The sequence below is a fragment of the Paenibacillus sp. GbtcB18 genome, assembly GCF_019091125.1.
In the GTDB taxonomy this organism is placed as follows: domain Bacteria; phylum Bacillota; class Bacilli; order Paenibacillales; family NBRC-103111; genus Paenibacillus_F; species Paenibacillus_F chitinolyticus.
This window is the reverse complement of record NZ_JAGXJX010000003.1, coordinates 420,764-437,038: the sequence shown is the minus strand read 5'-3', so window position 1 is coordinate 437,038 and position 16,275 is coordinate 420,764. Positions and strand designations below refer to the sequence as shown.

Below are 16,275 nucleotides of genomic sequence, written 5' to 3'. Positions count from 1 at the left end.
TTAAACCCACCCCTGTTTAGTCCATTTCATTTTTATTTAGTAACAATAGGGGTTCCAATCCCACTGCGCGTTTTTTTGAACAGTAAGATCGCAAGAAGTAAAGCTATGCTTACAGCGGCAAGACCCAGCCAGTTCAAATACAGGACAGATGTACGGCTGACGACAAGCCCGCCTAATCCGGATCCCAGCGCAAAGCCAAATTGGATGAACGAAGTATTTACGCTTAGGGCAATGTCCGGATTTCGGGGTGCCAGAGTAACCAGATATAGCTGCTGGGCAGGGGAAATACTCCAAGTGGCTAACATAAAAATCATGATAACCAAGATCAATACAAAGAGATTGACACCGGCTAGAGTGAATAAAAGGAGAGCTGCTCCTTGAAGCAGGAGCCCGAGACAAATGGTGAATTTCGCTCCCTTTGCATCTGCCAATTGTCCGCCTACTTTTGACCCGACGAAGCTGCAAATTCCCGCCAGGAATAGAACACCGCTAATTTCGGTAATGGAAAGAGAGGATGCGGCCTGCAAGAAAGGCGTCATATAAGTGAACAGGGTAGAATAACCGCCGATATAAAATAAAGTAATCATCAAGGCAGTCAAAATGTTTGAATTTCTTAAAATGGAGAGCTGCATCCTAAGGGTAACCTTTTCTTCTTTTTTGATTGAAGGAACCTTTTTATAGATGATGAGCAAGGGAAGAACGCTTAATAAACCGATCCCAATAAATAAAACCCTCCATCCGAACATCTCACTAAAAAATGTGCCAATCGGAACACCCAGCACTAGCGAACTGCTAAGCCCCATCAAAATGATACCGATGGCATTGCCCCTTCTTTCTTTTTCAACGAGTCGTGTCGCTACAGCCATGGCTACTACGGTCGTGATTCCTCCGCTAGCCCCTTGAATAATTCGCACCCCTAGTACGGTTTCGTAAGAAAGGTTTACAAACATAAGTCCGTTGCTGGCAATAAACACACTAAGGGCAGCCATCAGCAGCTTCTTGCGATCCACATTTATCGTTAATGCAATCAGAATCGGAGCAACGATGGCCGCTGCGAGAGCAAATACAGTCACCAATAACCCGGCTTCGGAAGTAGATACTCTCAAGTCCGCGGCGATCATTTCAATGACTCCTGTAATAATGTATTCAATGGTTCCGATCAGAAAAACAGCAAGTGCCAGGACATAGATGATCCGATTATTTTTCAATTCAATCCGCTCCTCCCCCGGTTATCTATGTACAATTGGGATTTGGATTTCCATTAATTGGGCATCTTGTTTTGTAGACAACGGTAAATAGATTTCCCGACCAGGTTCGTTTTCTTTGATCTGATAGTTATTTTTCTCAATCCATTTAGCTAAATTCACACAGGCTGTACAAGCAAAGCTAGAATCCGAACGAAAGGCCATTGTGGCCATCATCGGCTCAGGAGGAAGAGTCCGCAACTGAAACGGATCTGGAGATAATGGCGGCTCGCAGGTTAAAAAATAACCGACCTCAAACTCAAACTCATCCTCTTTTCCGTCTATTTCTTTCCACAAAACAACCTGCGGACCTTGAACCAATTGGCGAGTTTCCTTTGTTAATAACTGATCAAAAGTACGAAACAGGTACGGAATGTCTTCTTCTCTCCCGTGCGCTTTCAGAAAAAGAAACTGCCTAGCCTCTTCTGCTTTGATCCTGATTTCTTGACCCGTTTCGACTTGCCCTTCTTTTTCTATAAGCTGCATACGCTCCTCAATCCGGGCGAGCTTAGCTTGTTCCGTATCGATGATTTGCTGGATTTCGCTTCTTTTCAGCTTAAACATGCCTTGAATATTCTCCAATGTAATATCTTCCTGGAGCAGTTGTGTAATTTGCGGCAAGGTGAAACCCAGTTCCTTATAAATTAAGATTCGATTGAGCTCAAGAAGCTGATCTGCGGAATAGTAACGGTAGCCGGTATCGTGATCCACCTTTCTCGGCTTTAGTATGCCGATTTGGTCATAATAGCGCAGTGTTTTTAAGGAGACCTTACTTAGCTTGGAAAACTCACTGATTTTAAACAAAATATCACCTCCGATTTATAACATAAGGAGAGTATACAGTTTCCCGTGCAGGGGAAAGTCAAGTGTGCGGGAGGAAGTCGATATTTGGCCTATGCCGTGTTTCATGTTTATCACTGTACGATGAGGTTATTGTTAAGTCAAAGAAACGTTTCTGAATAGAACGTTCATTTTTTTGAATGAATGGGTGGGGACTATCAAGAAAACCTCCTCTTTTTTTTGTATGAAAAAAGAACCCACCTGTCAGGTAGGTTCTCTGTACGATCATGGTTTAAGTAACTGCAACACGGCTTGAGGATCCTGATTTGCATGGGCCAACATCGTTTGGGCGGCTTGCGTTAACATATTGGATTTTGTCAATTTTGAAATATCCTTGGCCATGTCCGCATCACGAATACGTGATGCGGCTGTCATTTGATTTTCTGCAGAATTATTCACGTTGTTTAAGGTGTGTTCCATACGGTTTTGCAATGCGCCATACATCGCCCGATAGTGCAGAACTTTTTCAATGGCTCCATCCGCTTTGGCTAATGCTTGCTCAGGTATGGAGGGTGGGAGCAGCCCTAAATCCTTAATGCCCAATCTCTGCGTGCCCACATTGAACAGGGGGATAATAAGGGTCTCGTCTTTGTTAGCTCCTGCTTGAATGGTAAGTTTTGGCGGGAGATAGTCGATATCCGTGATGTCTGTATTCACTGTGGTTTCAATGTGTTTAGTTTCGACGGTTTCTTGCGTCTGTTCAAACGGTTCATAATTTAATGAAAACGGGCCATATTTAAAGCTAAAAGTTACACTCGAACCACTGGGCACGTTTAGCTGCCAATTAAAATTGACTTGGGGCTGTCCAGCCGCGGGATTATCTATGGAAAGCTCTGTTGGCGATAAAGATCCAAGCGGAAACTGAATGCCTGCGTTAGCCTCTGTCCCCGTCATGGTAAAGGAACTGCCTCCGGGTGGACTTATTACGGTATGGCCATTAGCCAACGGGCTTCCACCGGCACCCGTGATAACTGAATTTGTTGGAGGGTTAACTATATTACTCAGATTAATATTCGTGTTGAATGAATCTTTATTAGTGATTTCATATCTGATTTCCATCGAATTATCGGCTAAAAGAGTCCTATATCTCATAATGGACAGGTTTGTACCGGGAAACCACATATGCTCCCAAGCGGGATCACTGCCTGAGTTGCTGCGAGATGAATATTCAATTGGCCATGATCTTCCGTTAACCTCGATATCTTCGAACAACGAACCATATGCATCGACAGAATGTCTCGGTCCGAAACTGGTTTTATTCATGCCGTGAGTGTACCAGTAGGCAGGTTTAGAAAATTCAGGATCGTTCACAGCTGTCAACGATTCATAAATAGTCTTATTGGTGTCCGTTTTTGTTGTGGTTAGGGTGTCAACATTATATTCGTTAAATGCTTCTGTTCCATCCGGTAAAACAATAGGTGTAATATTGTTCGCATTTGAAAATGTATGGGTCGTTTCGGATGTATCGGAACTACCAATCACATGTCTGGCTTCATCGGGTGTTCCCCGTGGTTTGTACACGATCGTTTTGTTTATGGAAGATACCGGTGGAGGATCACTTGCCGAAAAAGTGCTGCTGCTGCTTGAACGATCAGCCAATATCTTATAATCAGTTCTTGCTAACAAATTCATCGTATTAAAAGCGGTTTTCTTTGAAAGACTCTCGATTTCATTCGAAAGCTGACGGATTTCCGTGTCAATCTTTCGCCGATCTTCATCGGTAAGGGGATCATTTAAGCCTTGAATGGTCAGTTCCCTTTGTCTTTGTAAAATATCCGTGATCTCTTGTAAACCGCCCTCTGCGGTTTGAATAAGTGAAATGCCATCCATAACATTTTTGGAAGCCTGATGTAAGCCTCTAATTTGTGTTCTCATTTTTTCGGATATGGCCAACCCGGCAGCATCGTCAGAAGCTTTATTGATTCGTAATCCTGAAGAAAGTTTTTCCAGACTACTCGAACTCGCTTTAGAATTTTTTTGCAGCGTATTATTTATCCTAAGGGCCGGTATATTGTGGGATATTTTCATGTCTCATACCTCTGTAACAATGATGTGATAGGTTTATTTTACCATGCCAATAGAACTAGCGTACATAAAGTTAACATAAAAACTTACATAACTGGGCCCGTAAATTCAATTAGCCGAAACGAGACCTTTTCAAGAATATAGTTGCATCATGTTATTTAAATAAGTTCGAAAGTCTTCAACGTATGTTTTGGGCTCTACGATTTTTAGATTTGTGCCAAAACTTGCTAAAAATTGAAATCCCGTACTATTTTGAGGGATATTAATTGTGGCTAATAAAAAATCAGAATTATAGGTTTCAATACTCTTTCGACCGTACCTTTCAATGAATTGATCTTTGATGCTAGGCGAAATCAATGCCTGAATAGCGACTAGTTGGGGTCGATAACTTGCTTCGTGTTCTTGTTCCAACAAATCATCTCTAGGGCTGAACGTTTGTTCATTCATAATAAGATGATCGATCCGAGATAATTTAAACGTTCTATTGCTCATACGATGTAAGCAGAATCCTTTGAGATACCAGCTCGTTTCGCTAAAATGAAGCTGATAGGGCTCGACAATTCTGTTCGTCACGGTACCGTTTTTATCTATATACTCAAATGAAACTAACCTTCTCTTTAATATAGATTCTTGACACATCTTCAAGGTTTGAATAATCTCAGACCGGCCCTCCCAATCATAAAAGGACAGTTGAATCGAACTTTTCGGAGCCAATGGGCTAACCATCGCTTCTATTTTTTTGATCGTTAGTTCAACTTCTTCGCTAATTAGAATTTGTTCCAATCCGCCGAGCGCAGCCAATATATTCTCTAAGTCGGAGCTATTTAAAAGACGTTTATCGACCTTATATTCATCCATAATGCCGTAGCCGCCGTTAACTCCATGGATAGAATAGATCGGGATGTTGGATAAGCTCAAGGTTTCCATATCGCGAAGAATCGTTCTTTTGGAAACGTTAAATAATTGCGCGAATTCGTTTGTTGAAACGATATTTTTTTTCAGCAAGATCATAATGATAGAGATGAGTCTCTCAACCTTGTCCATCGGTTCGCCTCTTTTTCTACTTCCGTATGAAATGGTGACATATAGCTGTCATCTATTGTTGATTATACTACATGTATAACAAGAAGGAGGTATTGCTTTATGGCAGCTGTTGTATATGTAAACTTGGATGGAAATGCGGAACAAGCGATTGAATTTTATTCGGAGGCTTTAAGCGCCATTGAAGTGAAAAAAGTGAAATTCGGGGATATCCCGCAAGATCCAAACTACCCGATGCCGGAAAATGAGTTAACTATGATCATGGAGTCTTCCATAGAATTCGCAGGCGGGAAAATCATGATGTCGGACATTTTGCCTTCCATGAAGGCGGTAACAGGTGAGTTGGTGAAAGGGAATAATATTCTGATTAGTCTGGTCATGGATGATAAGCAAAAACTGGAAGAATACTTTACTCATTTGTCTGTCGGCGGCCATGTTATCATGCCGTTATCCGATACTCCTTGGTCGTCGTGCTTTGGAATGCTGGTTGATAAATTCGGAGTTAACTGGAAATTTAACAGCGACGCAGATAAGTTTCTGGATAACGTAATAGCCAACAAACAGTAACTCATACTCAACTATGGATATGAATCATTTAATTCCCGTAAAATCGAGAGAAGAGTTGAGGTTTTGGCTGCTGGAAAATAGGAAGACCCAAAAGTTCTGCTGGATCTTGGTTAGTATGACGCCCAAATCGGATACGCTCTTCTATTTGGACGCGGTCGAGGAAGCTTTATGCTTTGGATGGATCGATGGGGTCAAGAAGAACATAGCTGAAACGGGGCTGGCTCAGAGACTGTCCCCTCGAAGCAAAAAAAGCTCATGGACTGAATTAAATAAAGAACGTGTCCGCCGCCTCGAAAAGTTGGGGTTGATGACAGACGAAGGAAGAAAAGTTCTTCCTGATATGGATGTCGATTCTTTTCGAATTCATCCGGTTATAGAGCAAAGGCTGAAAGAGGAAAAGCTAGTCTATGAGAATTTCAAGGCATTTCCGGATCTGTATAAAAGAGTTCGGATCGACACGATACAAAGCATAAAAAATCAACCGGAATTATTTGAGAGCAGATTAGACAAATTCATAACAAACACGAGAGAAAATAAAATCTACGGCCAATGGAACGATAATGGACGTCTGCTGGATTATTAAGATCTAGGATGTTGCAATGTAGATGCGGGCATGTTAAGATCGTGCTGACACTTAACGATCGGAGTTGAAGAGGATAATGTAGGTTTTCTTGCCGCTTTTTAAAGAATAAAACAATACATTTGGTTTATTCTTTATTGGCAAGAAAGTTACCTTATTCTTTTCACTCAAAAAATAGATCCTTTTCCTACCCGGCATCGGGTTGGATTTGCCGTATTTTTTTGAGCTACAAGAAAGGTAACTTTCTTGTGGCTCTTTTTTATTTTGACAAAAATGTGCAACTGAAAGAAATCAATCAATTCTAGGAGGATGAAAGCGATGAAGAACGAGGTTGTAGATGATTGTGTGAATCGGTTCTTGCTGGGTGAAGCGGTTCACAAAAAAACAATTCGGTTGCCGGAGGCTTACCCATCTATCGACAGGTGCACATAGCGATCCGACTGGAAACGTTATGCGCTTGTTCTGTATAGTTGGTTAACGACGTGTCAAAGCGCCGACTGACGGTTGCTTTTTTTACGTTTTCTCCGGCAGTAAGGAGAAGACATGAGACTACCCTCGAAATATGAAACGATTCGACAAATATTGTCCGACTTCAAGCAGCCCGAGTATCGGTATGCTCAGATTATGGACGCGATTTTCAAGCACAACGTCGTCGAATACGGGCGGATGACCATGCTGCCCCAATTTTTGCGCGACGAGTTGACCCGGATGCTTGGTCCGAACGTCTGCAGGATCGTTCCGGTAAAAGAACTCACGTCGAAACAGGTTAACAAGGTGCTGTTCGCCATTGCGGGCGACGAGCGCGTGGAGGCCGTACGACTTACTTATGAGCGGGGCTGGAAATCGTATTGTATTTCCACGCAGTGCGGCTGCGGTTTCGGGTGCAAGTTTTGCGCCACCGGTACCATCGGCCTGAAACGAAATCTGACCGCCGAAGAAATTACCGACCAATTGCTGCACTTTCGCTTGAACGGCCACGCTTTGGACAGTGTCTCCTTCATGGGCATGGGGGAGGCGCTCGCCAACCCGTATATTTTTGATGCCATAACGATTTTGACCGACCCGCAGCTCTTTGGTTTAGGACATCGACGAATTACCGTTTCCACCATCGGCCTGCTGCCGGGTATCGAAAGGCTGACACGTGAGTTTCCGCAAGTCAATCTAACCTTCTCGCTGCATTCGCCGTTCGACGATCAGCGAAGCGAGCTGATGCCGATCAACGACCGATTCCCAATCCACGATGTGCTGGAGGCATTGGATCATCACATCCGACATACGGGGAGAAAGGTGTATATTGCGTATATTCTTCTTCGTGGAGTCAACGACTCGACGGCGCACGCGGAAGCGGTTGCCGAGCTGTTAAGAGGAAGAGGACCTGTGGAACATCTCTATCACGTTAACTTAATTCCGTTCAATTCGACCGAAGTTACGCCGGACAACTATCAGCAATCTGAATCTAATCGGATTAAAGCGTTTGTTCGGATCTTGAAGTCAAAGGGAATCAGTGTCACGGTCCGAACTCAGTTCGGATCGGACATTAACGCGGCATGCGGCCAGCTATACCGCTCCGAATAATCGATTAACCGGGAGGTGTACTGGGGGAAATACTAAAGAGGGGCAATTAGCCCCTCTGTTTCTTTTATCCGATGAAATATCAATTTGTGTTCGTTTAATAAAATCATTCAGGAGTTACCCGCCATAGCCTCGCTGTAGCAGTTAATATTCCTTCATCAAATTCCATCTTGTAGATATCAGGCTTTGAAGTGTTTAATAAAAAGTCCAAATCAAACTGGGGGTCGAAATATCCCATCATCATCGTCATGACCGCTCCATGAGTTCCAATAGCAACTTTCTGCCCCTTATATTCGCTTAGGATGTTTTTAAAAATAGCTACAACACGGTTTTGACTATTTGTAAAAGACTCTCCTCCAGGCAACGAAAAGTCCGGGTCTGAAAACATCTTCTTTACTAATGGATACACTTCCGTATCAGGCAGTATTTTATCATCGCCAATAAATACGGTTTCTTTTAGTTCCTCTATAACAATCATTTCTTTGCCTAAAGACCGAGCTAATCCCTCAAGTGTTAATATTGCCCTTTTGTACGGACTTGAGATGAACGCGTCTATACCCTCGTCTTTCAACAATTGAGCTACAATTTGGGCATCCGAGCTGCCCTTTAAAGTCAGCCCGCGTGTTCTTTCGTTCCCTTCCGTTTTAGGTGATTCTCCGTGCCTGACCATGTATACAAAGGTTTTCATAAGTTGTTACTTCTCCTTTTCTAAGCCTCTACTACAAAGTATGTTCCCTGATAATACCATTCTCAACTAAACAAGTACATTCATGTTAGTACGGAATACTGCCCGATAGCTTAATGAATAGGTGACATTGACCCTTGAACGAATAATCGGGATAATTAAAACTAAATGGCCGCAACCGATCCGAAAGGAAGGGAATAAGCATGAAAGAACCATCTGAACAGCTGATTGAAATGCTTGGGCATCCGTACAGTCCCAAGAATGTACAAGCTTTGCTGCAACCATTCGGCATCAAGCGAATGCCGCCCGCGAACAGCTATTTTAACGACGATATCATCTGGTCTGTGAAATCATCGATACGCCTCGATCTTTATCGCGCACCCAAAATAAATGATCTGACTGGGCTCAACTATACAAATGAAGATGGATGGATCGTTGGCGCGATACATTTTCTTGCGCCCGAGTCGGATGACAGAATTAAAACTCCGTTTCCCGGAGATCTTCCCAAGGGAATCACAATGCGCTCAACACCGGAGGAGTCGATACAAGCATATGGTCAGCCCCACCTGGATGAAGAATGCGAATGGCCCGGATTTTCCGGCCGAATTTTGGCATGGCGTAAGCCGGGCATAAATATCGCCATTACCTATGCGGACAGTGAGACCGGGAGCAGGATGATAAGCTGCACGGCCTGTTTAATCGGCTGCATAGGCGCCTGGCGAAACGATAACCCGGAAGTCTTTGCTCCCTAATTAACAGGTGAGGTGTACGGGCATCTGTACGCACCAAAAAGCCCCGGCCATATCGGCTGGGGCGAGTTGTCTTACTAGGAAACTGCCGTAACTCTTTACGTTCTTTGGTTCGGTCGATGAAAGTAATTTCCTATTGTAGTTGTCATTCAATTGAAAGCACCTTAGAATCTATGAATCGTCTGTATGCTTCTTGAATAAACTTTACATGCACTCCGGCATCGTGGAAATGGACGAAGTCGTCATACGTGTTCTCTCCTCGCCTTCATATTCCCCATGTGCTTTTTGTCCCGCTTTTGCAGAGATTTCAGTTTGAGGTTTACCAGTGCAACACCAATGATAATTAGAATCAGTCCTACTACCATCTTGGGAGTGACCGTTTCGCCCAAAAAGAGTACGCTGATCACGATCGCAATGAGCGGGACCAGAAAATTAAACGAACCGATTTTGCCGGCTTCACCCGATCTGACAAGCAGAAAGAAAACGAGCCAGGTCAAGGCCGTACAGAAGATTGCAATAACCGTCAATGTCGAGATAAACGGCTGGTTCCAGACGATATCCGTCCAGTTTTCAACGGTAGTACCCGCAACCAACAAAACAATTCCGCCAAAGATCATCTGAAGAGTAGTCAACCAGATCGCATCGACTCTAGTTGAGGTTTTTTTCATATAGATCGTACCGAACGTCCAAGTAATCGTGCTGGCTAAACCGAGCAAGATGCCGGCAGACGAAATATTCCCGGAGCCATCGTTTATGCTGATAACAGCGACTCCGATGAAGCCTAGAATCAAGCCGATGATTTTAAAACCGGTCATGGATTCACCCAGCCACAACCAAGCTCCGATACCGAGTAGAACGGGTTGCATGAACACAATCGTCGAAAACAAACCGGCCGGCATCATATTCAGTCCGAAAGTTTGGAAGCCGAAAAAGAGAATGATGTTCAGCAATGCGGAGATGAGGTAGATGTTCCAAGTATGCCTAAAATTAAGTTTTCTATAGCGCGGCAAAGCGAAAAGTAGCAAAATGAGACCTCCGATAAAGATCCTCAACCCGGCGAAAAGGAGCGGTGGCGCGAATTCGAGTGCATATTTGGAAAGCGGCCAGTTCACCCCCCACAGCATAACTAAAAATGTTAAAAGGATGAAAGTAAGTGTTCGCGAAAGTTGCATGGTTCTACAGCTCCTTTGTGTGATGGTGCTTCCTATGGTACAATAGCTCACTAGATAAATAAAATGCATGTTTGTTATAGAGGAGATATCAAAATTGTTATGACACATTCGCAGCTGATGTTGTTTGTGAAAATAGTCGAGACCGGCAGCTTTACCAAAGCCGGTGAGCAATTGAATATGACGCAGCCTGCCGTAAGCCGCGCCATCTCTGCGCTTGAATCGGAATTAGGAGTCACCCTCATGATACGGGACCGGAAAAGCGGAGTCATTCTCACCGATATTGGCTTGCGTTTGCTTGCCATATTCAGAGACATTTTGCACGGCTACAATAAGGTAGAGCAGGAGGTAACGGCTGAAAAAGGGTTTGAAGTCGGCACCGTTCGCGTCGGGGTGTTCCCGATTGTGTCCGCGCACTTCTTGCCGAAAATATTGCGGGTGATCGGGGAGAAGTACCCGGGGCTGAAATTCGAATTGCACGAAGGAACGATAGACGAGATTAAAAAATGGCTGGATTCCAGAATGATCGATGTCGGATGGATTATTCCGCCGATCAACGAATTGGAAACGATTCCGTTCTTCCGAGATGAATTATGTCTGCTCCTTCGGGACGATCATCCCTTGCAAAGCTGCCCGACAATCCATATCACGGATCTGGACAATGAACCTATGATTGTGTGCAAAGGCGGGTTTGTAACGCCGATTTACGAGCTGTTCCAGCAATTCGGAGCTACTTTGCACGCCAAATATGACGGCCACAACATAAGCACGGCGTTGAGCCTGATTCAAGAAGGGCTGGGCGTCTCGATCGTATCGAAAACTTCGCTGTCGCTGTCGGCACTGCCGCCTAATGTCCGCGTCCGGACAATAGATCCACAGCCGTATAGAGAAATTCACCTGGCAGTTCCTTCTTTGAAGGAGGCACCACACGGGGTGAAACTGTTCCTGCAGATCGCAAAAGAGCTTTATTTGTCCGGCGACCGGAACCACTAATGTGCATTTTTTGCGCAGCCGTGCTGACGGGCATAAGTTCCTGCAGACCACCGGCAGACATGGGCTTTTCTCATGATGAACAGCATGGAGTGACCCGCGATAACAAGGGAGATACACTAATAATCTGTACAATTAGAAAAAGCTTGTGCCGCATTTGGCACAAGCTTTTATTTTGTTTTAACCTTCAACCAGTCTATTTTATTGGTCAAATCTGTTCGGAAAAAGTAAGTGGGGAACAGGCTTCCCATCGAACCTGAGTCGAGCTGTCCCGAGGATTATCCATGCCGGGTAGTTCCGCGCTGGACAAGCTTTACTTCCAGTTGGTGGTTTTCTTCATCCAAGTGTATCTGTTCAATTTTCTTGATCAGAATTCGCGCGGCGAGCATGCCCATTTCATAAATAGACTGCGATACCGTTGATAATTCAGGGTAGACCATTTCAGCTAACGAAATGCCGTCATAGCCGATAATTTGGACTTGATCCGGCACACGAATACCATGTTCCTGCAATGCGCGGAGCGTACCGATTGCCATCAGGTCATTACCGGCGAATATCCCGTCAATGTCGGGATGCTCCTTGAACAGCTTTTTCGCGGCTTCAGCCGCTTCTTTTAACTGGAAATTCCCATTAGCAATAAGCTTAGGTGTAAACCATGGCCTATTTTCAACCAAGTCAAGGTAGCCTTGGCACCGCTCTTCGGCAATCCACAAGCCCTTAGGCCCTCTGATGTGCGCAATTTTGTTGCATCCTTGCTGCAATAAGGCTTGCACGGCCAAGTGAGCCCCATCCCGATTCTTTGAAGTGACGGTGGGGACGACGGGTGAGCTGCTGCGGTCCACAGCGACCATCGGGATATCGAGCTGGTCAATTTCCTCTTCCGTTAAGGTATTGGTTGCCATGATGAACCCATCGATATATTTCTGCTTTAAGTTCTGGATGTATTGCCTTTCGATTTTGGCCGACTCATTGGTGTTGCATAGGATCGTTGTATACCCGTACAACTGTGTTACTTTCTCCACGGCAAGCGCAAGCTCGTTAAAGAAAGGGTTGGTAATATCCGGAACGAACAGTGCAATAGTCTTGGTCGACTTCTTGGAGAGGCTGCGTGCGACGTCATTGGGTACATAATTAAGCAATTTAATGGCTTTATGAACTCGCTGCAGCGTATCCTCGTGAACATAACCTTTTTGATTAATAACGCGAGAAACGGTAGCAACGGAAACTCCAGCTAATTTAGAAACATCTCGAATCGTTGCGATGCCCTCATCTCCTGTTCGTTAAGGTGTAATCGATTACACAAAGAAATACGATTATCTTACAGTATCATCACATGATTGTCAATCCAGGTTTTACAATGATCTTCTTGTTGACATTAGTATCGCGTTGAATTAACATAAACTCAAAATAGGTAACCGGTTACACATACCTCGGTTATTTTTTTGTTGGCTGTTAGGGAATGATAATCTAAAGGTTACATTTTACAATTTGAGAGGATGTTGAGCAGAATGAGCGTAAGAAAAACTCCACTTATTATTGACACAGATCCCGGAATTGACGATGCGGTTGCGATTGGGGTAGCCCTGCACCATGATTCGCTGGACGTCAAGCTGCTGACCACCGTCGCCGGGAACGTATCCGTTGACAAAACGACCCAAAACGCGCTTAAGCTGATCGAGTTTTTCGGTACAGGAACGCCTGTTGCCAGAGGGGCAAGACAACCGCTCTGCATGCCGTATGAGGACAGCAGTCACATTCATGGGGAATCCGGCATGGGCGGATACGAGTTTCCGGAGCCGGCAACGAGCATGCATCCCGAACACGCCGTCAACGCAATCCGCGAGACGATTATGCGCAGCGAGGAGAAGATAACGCTCGTTCCGATCGGACCGCTGACTAACATCGCTTTGTTCCTGGCGATGTACCCGGAGCTCAAATCACGCATTGAACGGATTGTTTTAATGGGGGGTTCGGCGTCAGCAGGGAATCATACTCAGACGGCAGAGTACAACATTTATGCGGACCCGGAAGCGGCCAAGATGGTTTTTGCCTCAGGCTTGGATCTTACAATGGTCGGATTGGATGTAACTAGTAAGGCAACCTTGACACCCGATAATGTGGTCAAAATCCGCGACTTGAATGAAACCGGCAACATGCTGTATTCCATGTTCCAGCACTATCGCGGCGGCAGCTTAAAGACGGGGCTGAAAATGCATGATTTATGCGCGATCGCGTATATCGTTAAACCTGAATTATTCAAAACCGAGAAATACTTCGTAGACGTTGAGAGTGCGGGTGTGTACACGGCCGGCACGACGATTGTGGATCGAAAAAACCGGTACAATAAAGAACCGAATGTAAACGTTTGCCTGGATATTGACGTGGACGCATTCCGTACATGGGCGATCGAATGTATTGCGAAAGCAAAATAAATCAAACAACTTAGAGGGGAGAGCTCGACTTGGCAGAACTTATATTTGGCTTGATCGTAGTCGTGCTTGCGGGCTGGATGATCAGTAAGAAAGTCAATGCTACCGTTGTTTTGTTCGTTGCAGGAATTGTACTCTTATACGGCGCTGTATTTATGGGACATAACGTTTTGCCCGCGGATGCGGCGACGGGTTCCAGATGGTTTGACCCGATGAAGTCGATTACAAACAATTTTATAAGCAATTTAGGCAATATCGGTATGACGATCATGGTATTATTCGGTTTCTCCTCCTATATGACGAAAATCGGCGCGAACGAAGTGACCGTTCAAACCTTAATGAAGCCGTTAGCCGGAATTAAATCGGTCTATGTGCTTGTCCCTGTCATTTTCGTAGTCGGTAACCTGCTATCGCTCGTGGTTCCGAGCGCTTCGAGCCTTGCCATTCTGCTCATGGCTACGCTGTACCCGGTTTTGAAGCGAATCGGCATGTCCGGATTGACGGCAGGTGCCGTTATCGCGACAACAGCGACGATCATCCCGACACCGCTGGGCGCGGATAATGTCATTGCCGCTCAGACGCTGGGCATTGATTTAATGGAATATGTCATGAAATATCATGCCGTCATTTCGATTCCGACGCTTATATTGATGACTATCGCGCATTATTTCTGGCAGAAATATATGGATAAGAAAAATCCGGAAACCGATACAATCGACGAATCGAAGCTTGGAACGCTGCGCACGGATTTGCCGCCAACTTATTATGGCTTCCTTCCGATTCTTCCACTCGTTCTGATTACGGTATTCGGTATCTTCGTTAAATCGATCAAAATCGGTCTTGTTGAAATCACCTTTATTTCGCTGATCGTTGCAGTCCTTGTCGAAACGATCCGTAAACGTAAAATTCAGCAAGTGTTCGAAGAATTGATGGTGTTCTTCCGGGGTATGGGGGACGGGCTTGCGATGGTTGTTTCGCTGCTTGTTGCCGCAAGCTTGCTTGTTGACGGTCTGAAGGCGCTTGGCATTGTAGACATGCTGACCGATTCGGTAAAAGATTTGAACGGCGCCGGCATGATCCTGATGTTTGCCTTCTCGGGAATCACGGCCCTCATCGGCCTGATCAGCGGCGGCGGACTCGCGGTGTTCTACGCCTCGGTCGGATTGCTGCCGGCCATTGCGCAAAACGTAGGCATTGACGGGGCGATGCTGTCGATTCCGATGCAGTTGATCGCGAACCTTGTGCGTTCGGTTTCGCCGGTGGCCGCATGTATCATTGTCGTTTGCAGCATCATTCAGAAAAGCCCGATGGCAGTTATCAAGCGGACCTCTGTTCCGATTATAGTCGGCATCATCAGTACGCTGGTGTTGTCCTACGTGATGTTCTCCTAAGCGGTAACGATGTATCGCTGAGCAAGAACATTTAAACAGAGGGTTTTATAGGATTGGAGTGAGAGAAAAATGAAAAAGATATGCATACTTGGAAGTATCAATATGGATTCCAGCTTATTGCTGGAATCCCTCCCGCACGAAGGAGAGACCCTATTTGCATCAGGAAAACTTGTCGGTCCCGGCGGAAAAGGATTTAACCAGGCCGTGTCGGCGGCCCGGCTTGGAGCTTCCGTACACTTTATCGGTAAAGTCGGGGCGGATGAATACGGCAAGCAATTGGTTGCTACCCTGCGGCAGGAAGGTATTCATACGGAGCATGTCGGCGTAAATCCGGATCTGCCTACGGGAGAAGCTTTGATCCTATTCAGCAGCAGCGGCAGCAACATGATCGTCGTCAGCGCCGGCTCGAATATGGCCATTACAGAGCAGGATATAGAGGAATCCAGAGAAATTATCCGATTATCCGACGTCATTCTGTCTCAATTCGAAGTTCCGATCGAAGTCATTCAGCATGTTTTTACAATCGCGAAGGAAGAAGGGAAGGTCACGGTGCTGAACCCGGCGCCGGCCAAGGCGATTCCGCCCGCGCTGCTTCGAGTCACGGACTTCCTCATCCCGAATGAAAGCGAGATGCACATGATCACCGGCTGCGATACGAGCTGTGAACAGGATATGGTGCAGGGAGCGGCGGCTTTGCTTGAACAAGGCGTAGGGTGCGTAATCGTCACACTCGGTGATAGGGGCAGCCTCATTTGTCACCCTGACGGCAATTTATCCATTCCTGCCGAAAAAGTTGCCGCGATCGATACGACTGCCGCCGGCGACAGCTTTATAGGGTCCTTCTGCACAAAGCTGCGCAGGCAGGAACGGAAGCAGCTCGGGCATGTGGCGGACGCGGTCAAGTTTGCCAGCCGCTTCTCGTCGATTGTTGTCCAGCGCAAGGGCGCATTCCAATCCATCCCCTATGCTTACGAACTAGCAGAAATGAGCTGA

Annotated in this window: 15 protein-coding genes; 8 read left to right on the top strand and 7 right to left on the bottom strand. The window is 45.5% G+C overall.

The window, feature by feature from the left end; all coding sequences use genetic code 11:
• Positions 1-32 precede the first annotated feature (32 nt).
• The 4 genes from KVT34_RS12265 to KVT34_RS12250 form a co-directional block, all read right to left on the bottom strand.
• A complete protein-coding gene (locus tag KVT34_RS12265) occupies positions 33-1,208 on the bottom strand; it encodes an MFS transporter (protein ID WP_217558918.1) in 1,176 nt (391 codons plus the stop codon).
• Positions 1,209-1,229: 21 nt separating this feature from the next.
• Complete coding sequence (locus KVT34_RS12260) at positions 1,230-2,048, bottom strand: MerR family transcriptional regulator (protein ID WP_217558917.1); 819 nt, start codon at positions 2,046-2,048, stop codon at positions 1,230-1,232.
• A 261-nt stretch (positions 2,049-2,309) separates the two neighbouring features.
• A complete protein-coding gene (locus tag KVT34_RS32370) occupies positions 2,310-4,112 on the bottom strand; it encodes a flagellin N-terminal helical domain-containing protein (RefSeq protein ID WP_217558915.1) in 1,803 nt (600 codons plus the stop codon).
• Positions 4,113-4,241: 129 nt separating this feature from the next.
• Positions 4,242-5,153: a helix-turn-helix transcriptional regulator gene (locus KVT34_RS12250; protein ID WP_217558913.1), complete on the bottom strand. Its 912-nt coding sequence runs from the start codon at positions 5,151-5,153 to the stop codon at positions 4,242-4,244.
• A gap of 99 nt (positions 5,154-5,252) precedes the next feature.
• Between KVT34_RS12250 and KVT34_RS12245 the strand changes: the two genes are divergently transcribed.
• The 3 genes from KVT34_RS12245 (at position 5,253) to KVT34_RS12235 (ending at position 7,872) form a co-directional block, all read left to right on the top strand.
• Positions 5,253-5,717, top strand: a complete 465-nt coding sequence (locus KVT34_RS12245; protein WP_217558911.1) for a VOC family protein — start codon at positions 5,253-5,255, stop codon at positions 5,715-5,717.
• Between the two features lie 13 nt (positions 5,718-5,730).
• Positions 5,731-6,300, top strand: a complete 570-nt coding sequence (locus KVT34_RS12240; protein ID WP_217558909.1) for a YdeI/OmpD-associated family protein — start codon at positions 5,731-5,733, stop codon at positions 6,298-6,300.
• 540 nt (positions 6,301-6,840) lie between these two features.
• Complete coding sequence (locus KVT34_RS12235; RefSeq protein WP_217558907.1) at positions 6,841-7,872, top strand: Cfr family 23S rRNA (adenine(2503)-C(8))-methyltransferase; 1,032 nt, start codon at positions 6,841-6,843, stop codon at positions 7,870-7,872.
• A 103-nt stretch (positions 7,873-7,975) separates the two neighbouring features.
• Here KVT34_RS12235 and KVT34_RS12230 read toward each other — a convergent pair whose 3' ends face one another.
• Positions 7,976-8,557 carry a histidine phosphatase family protein gene (locus tag KVT34_RS12230; RefSeq protein WP_217558906.1) on the bottom strand — a complete coding sequence of 194 codons (582 nt, stop codon included), beginning with the start codon at positions 8,555-8,557 and terminating at the stop codon, positions 7,976-7,978.
• 200 nt (positions 8,558-8,757) lie between these two features.
• On the opposite strand from KVT34_RS12230, the gene KVT34_RS12225 reads away from it, so the two are divergent.
• The gene (locus KVT34_RS12225; protein ID WP_217558905.1) at positions 8,758-9,306 is read left to right on the top strand and encodes a hypothetical protein; all 549 of its coding nucleotides are present in this window, start codon (positions 8,758-8,760) and stop codon (positions 9,304-9,306) included.
• Between the two features lie 239 nt (positions 9,307-9,545).
• Here the strand turns inward: KVT34_RS12225 and KVT34_RS12220 are convergent, their stop codons facing one another.
• Positions 9,546-10,475, bottom strand: a complete 930-nt coding sequence (locus KVT34_RS12220) for a DMT family transporter (protein WP_217558904.1) — start codon at positions 10,473-10,475, stop codon at positions 9,546-9,548.
• 99 nt (positions 10,476-10,574) lie between these two features.
• On the opposite strand from KVT34_RS12220, the gene KVT34_RS12215 reads away from it, so the two are divergent.
• Positions 10,575-11,465 carry a LysR family transcriptional regulator gene (locus KVT34_RS12215; protein WP_217558903.1) on the top strand — a complete coding sequence of 297 codons (891 nt, stop codon included), beginning with the start codon at positions 10,575-10,577 and terminating at the stop codon, positions 11,463-11,465.
• 275 nt (positions 11,466-11,740) lie between these two features.
• On the opposite strand, the gene KVT34_RS12210 is transcribed toward KVT34_RS12215, so the two are convergent.
• Positions 11,741-12,724 (bottom strand): LacI family DNA-binding transcriptional regulator, encoded by a 984-nt coding sequence (locus KVT34_RS12210; protein ID WP_217559295.1) that lies wholly within the window; start codon positions 12,722-12,724, stop codon positions 11,741-11,743.
• Positions 12,725-12,970: 246 nt separating this feature from the next.
• On the opposite strand from KVT34_RS12210, the gene rihC reads away from it, so the two are divergent.
• From rihC to rbsK, 3 genes are all read left to right on the top strand, one after another.
• Positions 12,971-13,894 carry a ribonucleoside hydrolase RihC gene (gene rihC / locus KVT34_RS12205; protein WP_217558902.1) on the top strand — a complete coding sequence of 308 codons (924 nt, stop codon included), beginning with the start codon at positions 12,971-12,973 and terminating at the stop codon, positions 13,892-13,894.
• Positions 13,895-13,923: 29 nt separating this feature from the next.
• On the top strand, positions 13,924-15,282 hold the full coding sequence (gene dcuC / locus KVT34_RS12200) for a C4-dicarboxylate transporter DcuC (protein ID WP_217558901.1): 1,359 nt from the start codon (positions 13,924-13,926) through the stop codon (positions 15,280-15,282).
• A gap of 69 nt (positions 15,283-15,351) precedes the next feature.
• Positions 15,352-16,275 carry a ribokinase gene (gene rbsK, locus KVT34_RS12195; protein WP_217558899.1) on the top strand — a complete coding sequence of 308 codons (924 nt, stop codon included), beginning with the start codon at positions 15,352-15,354 and terminating at the stop codon, positions 16,273-16,275.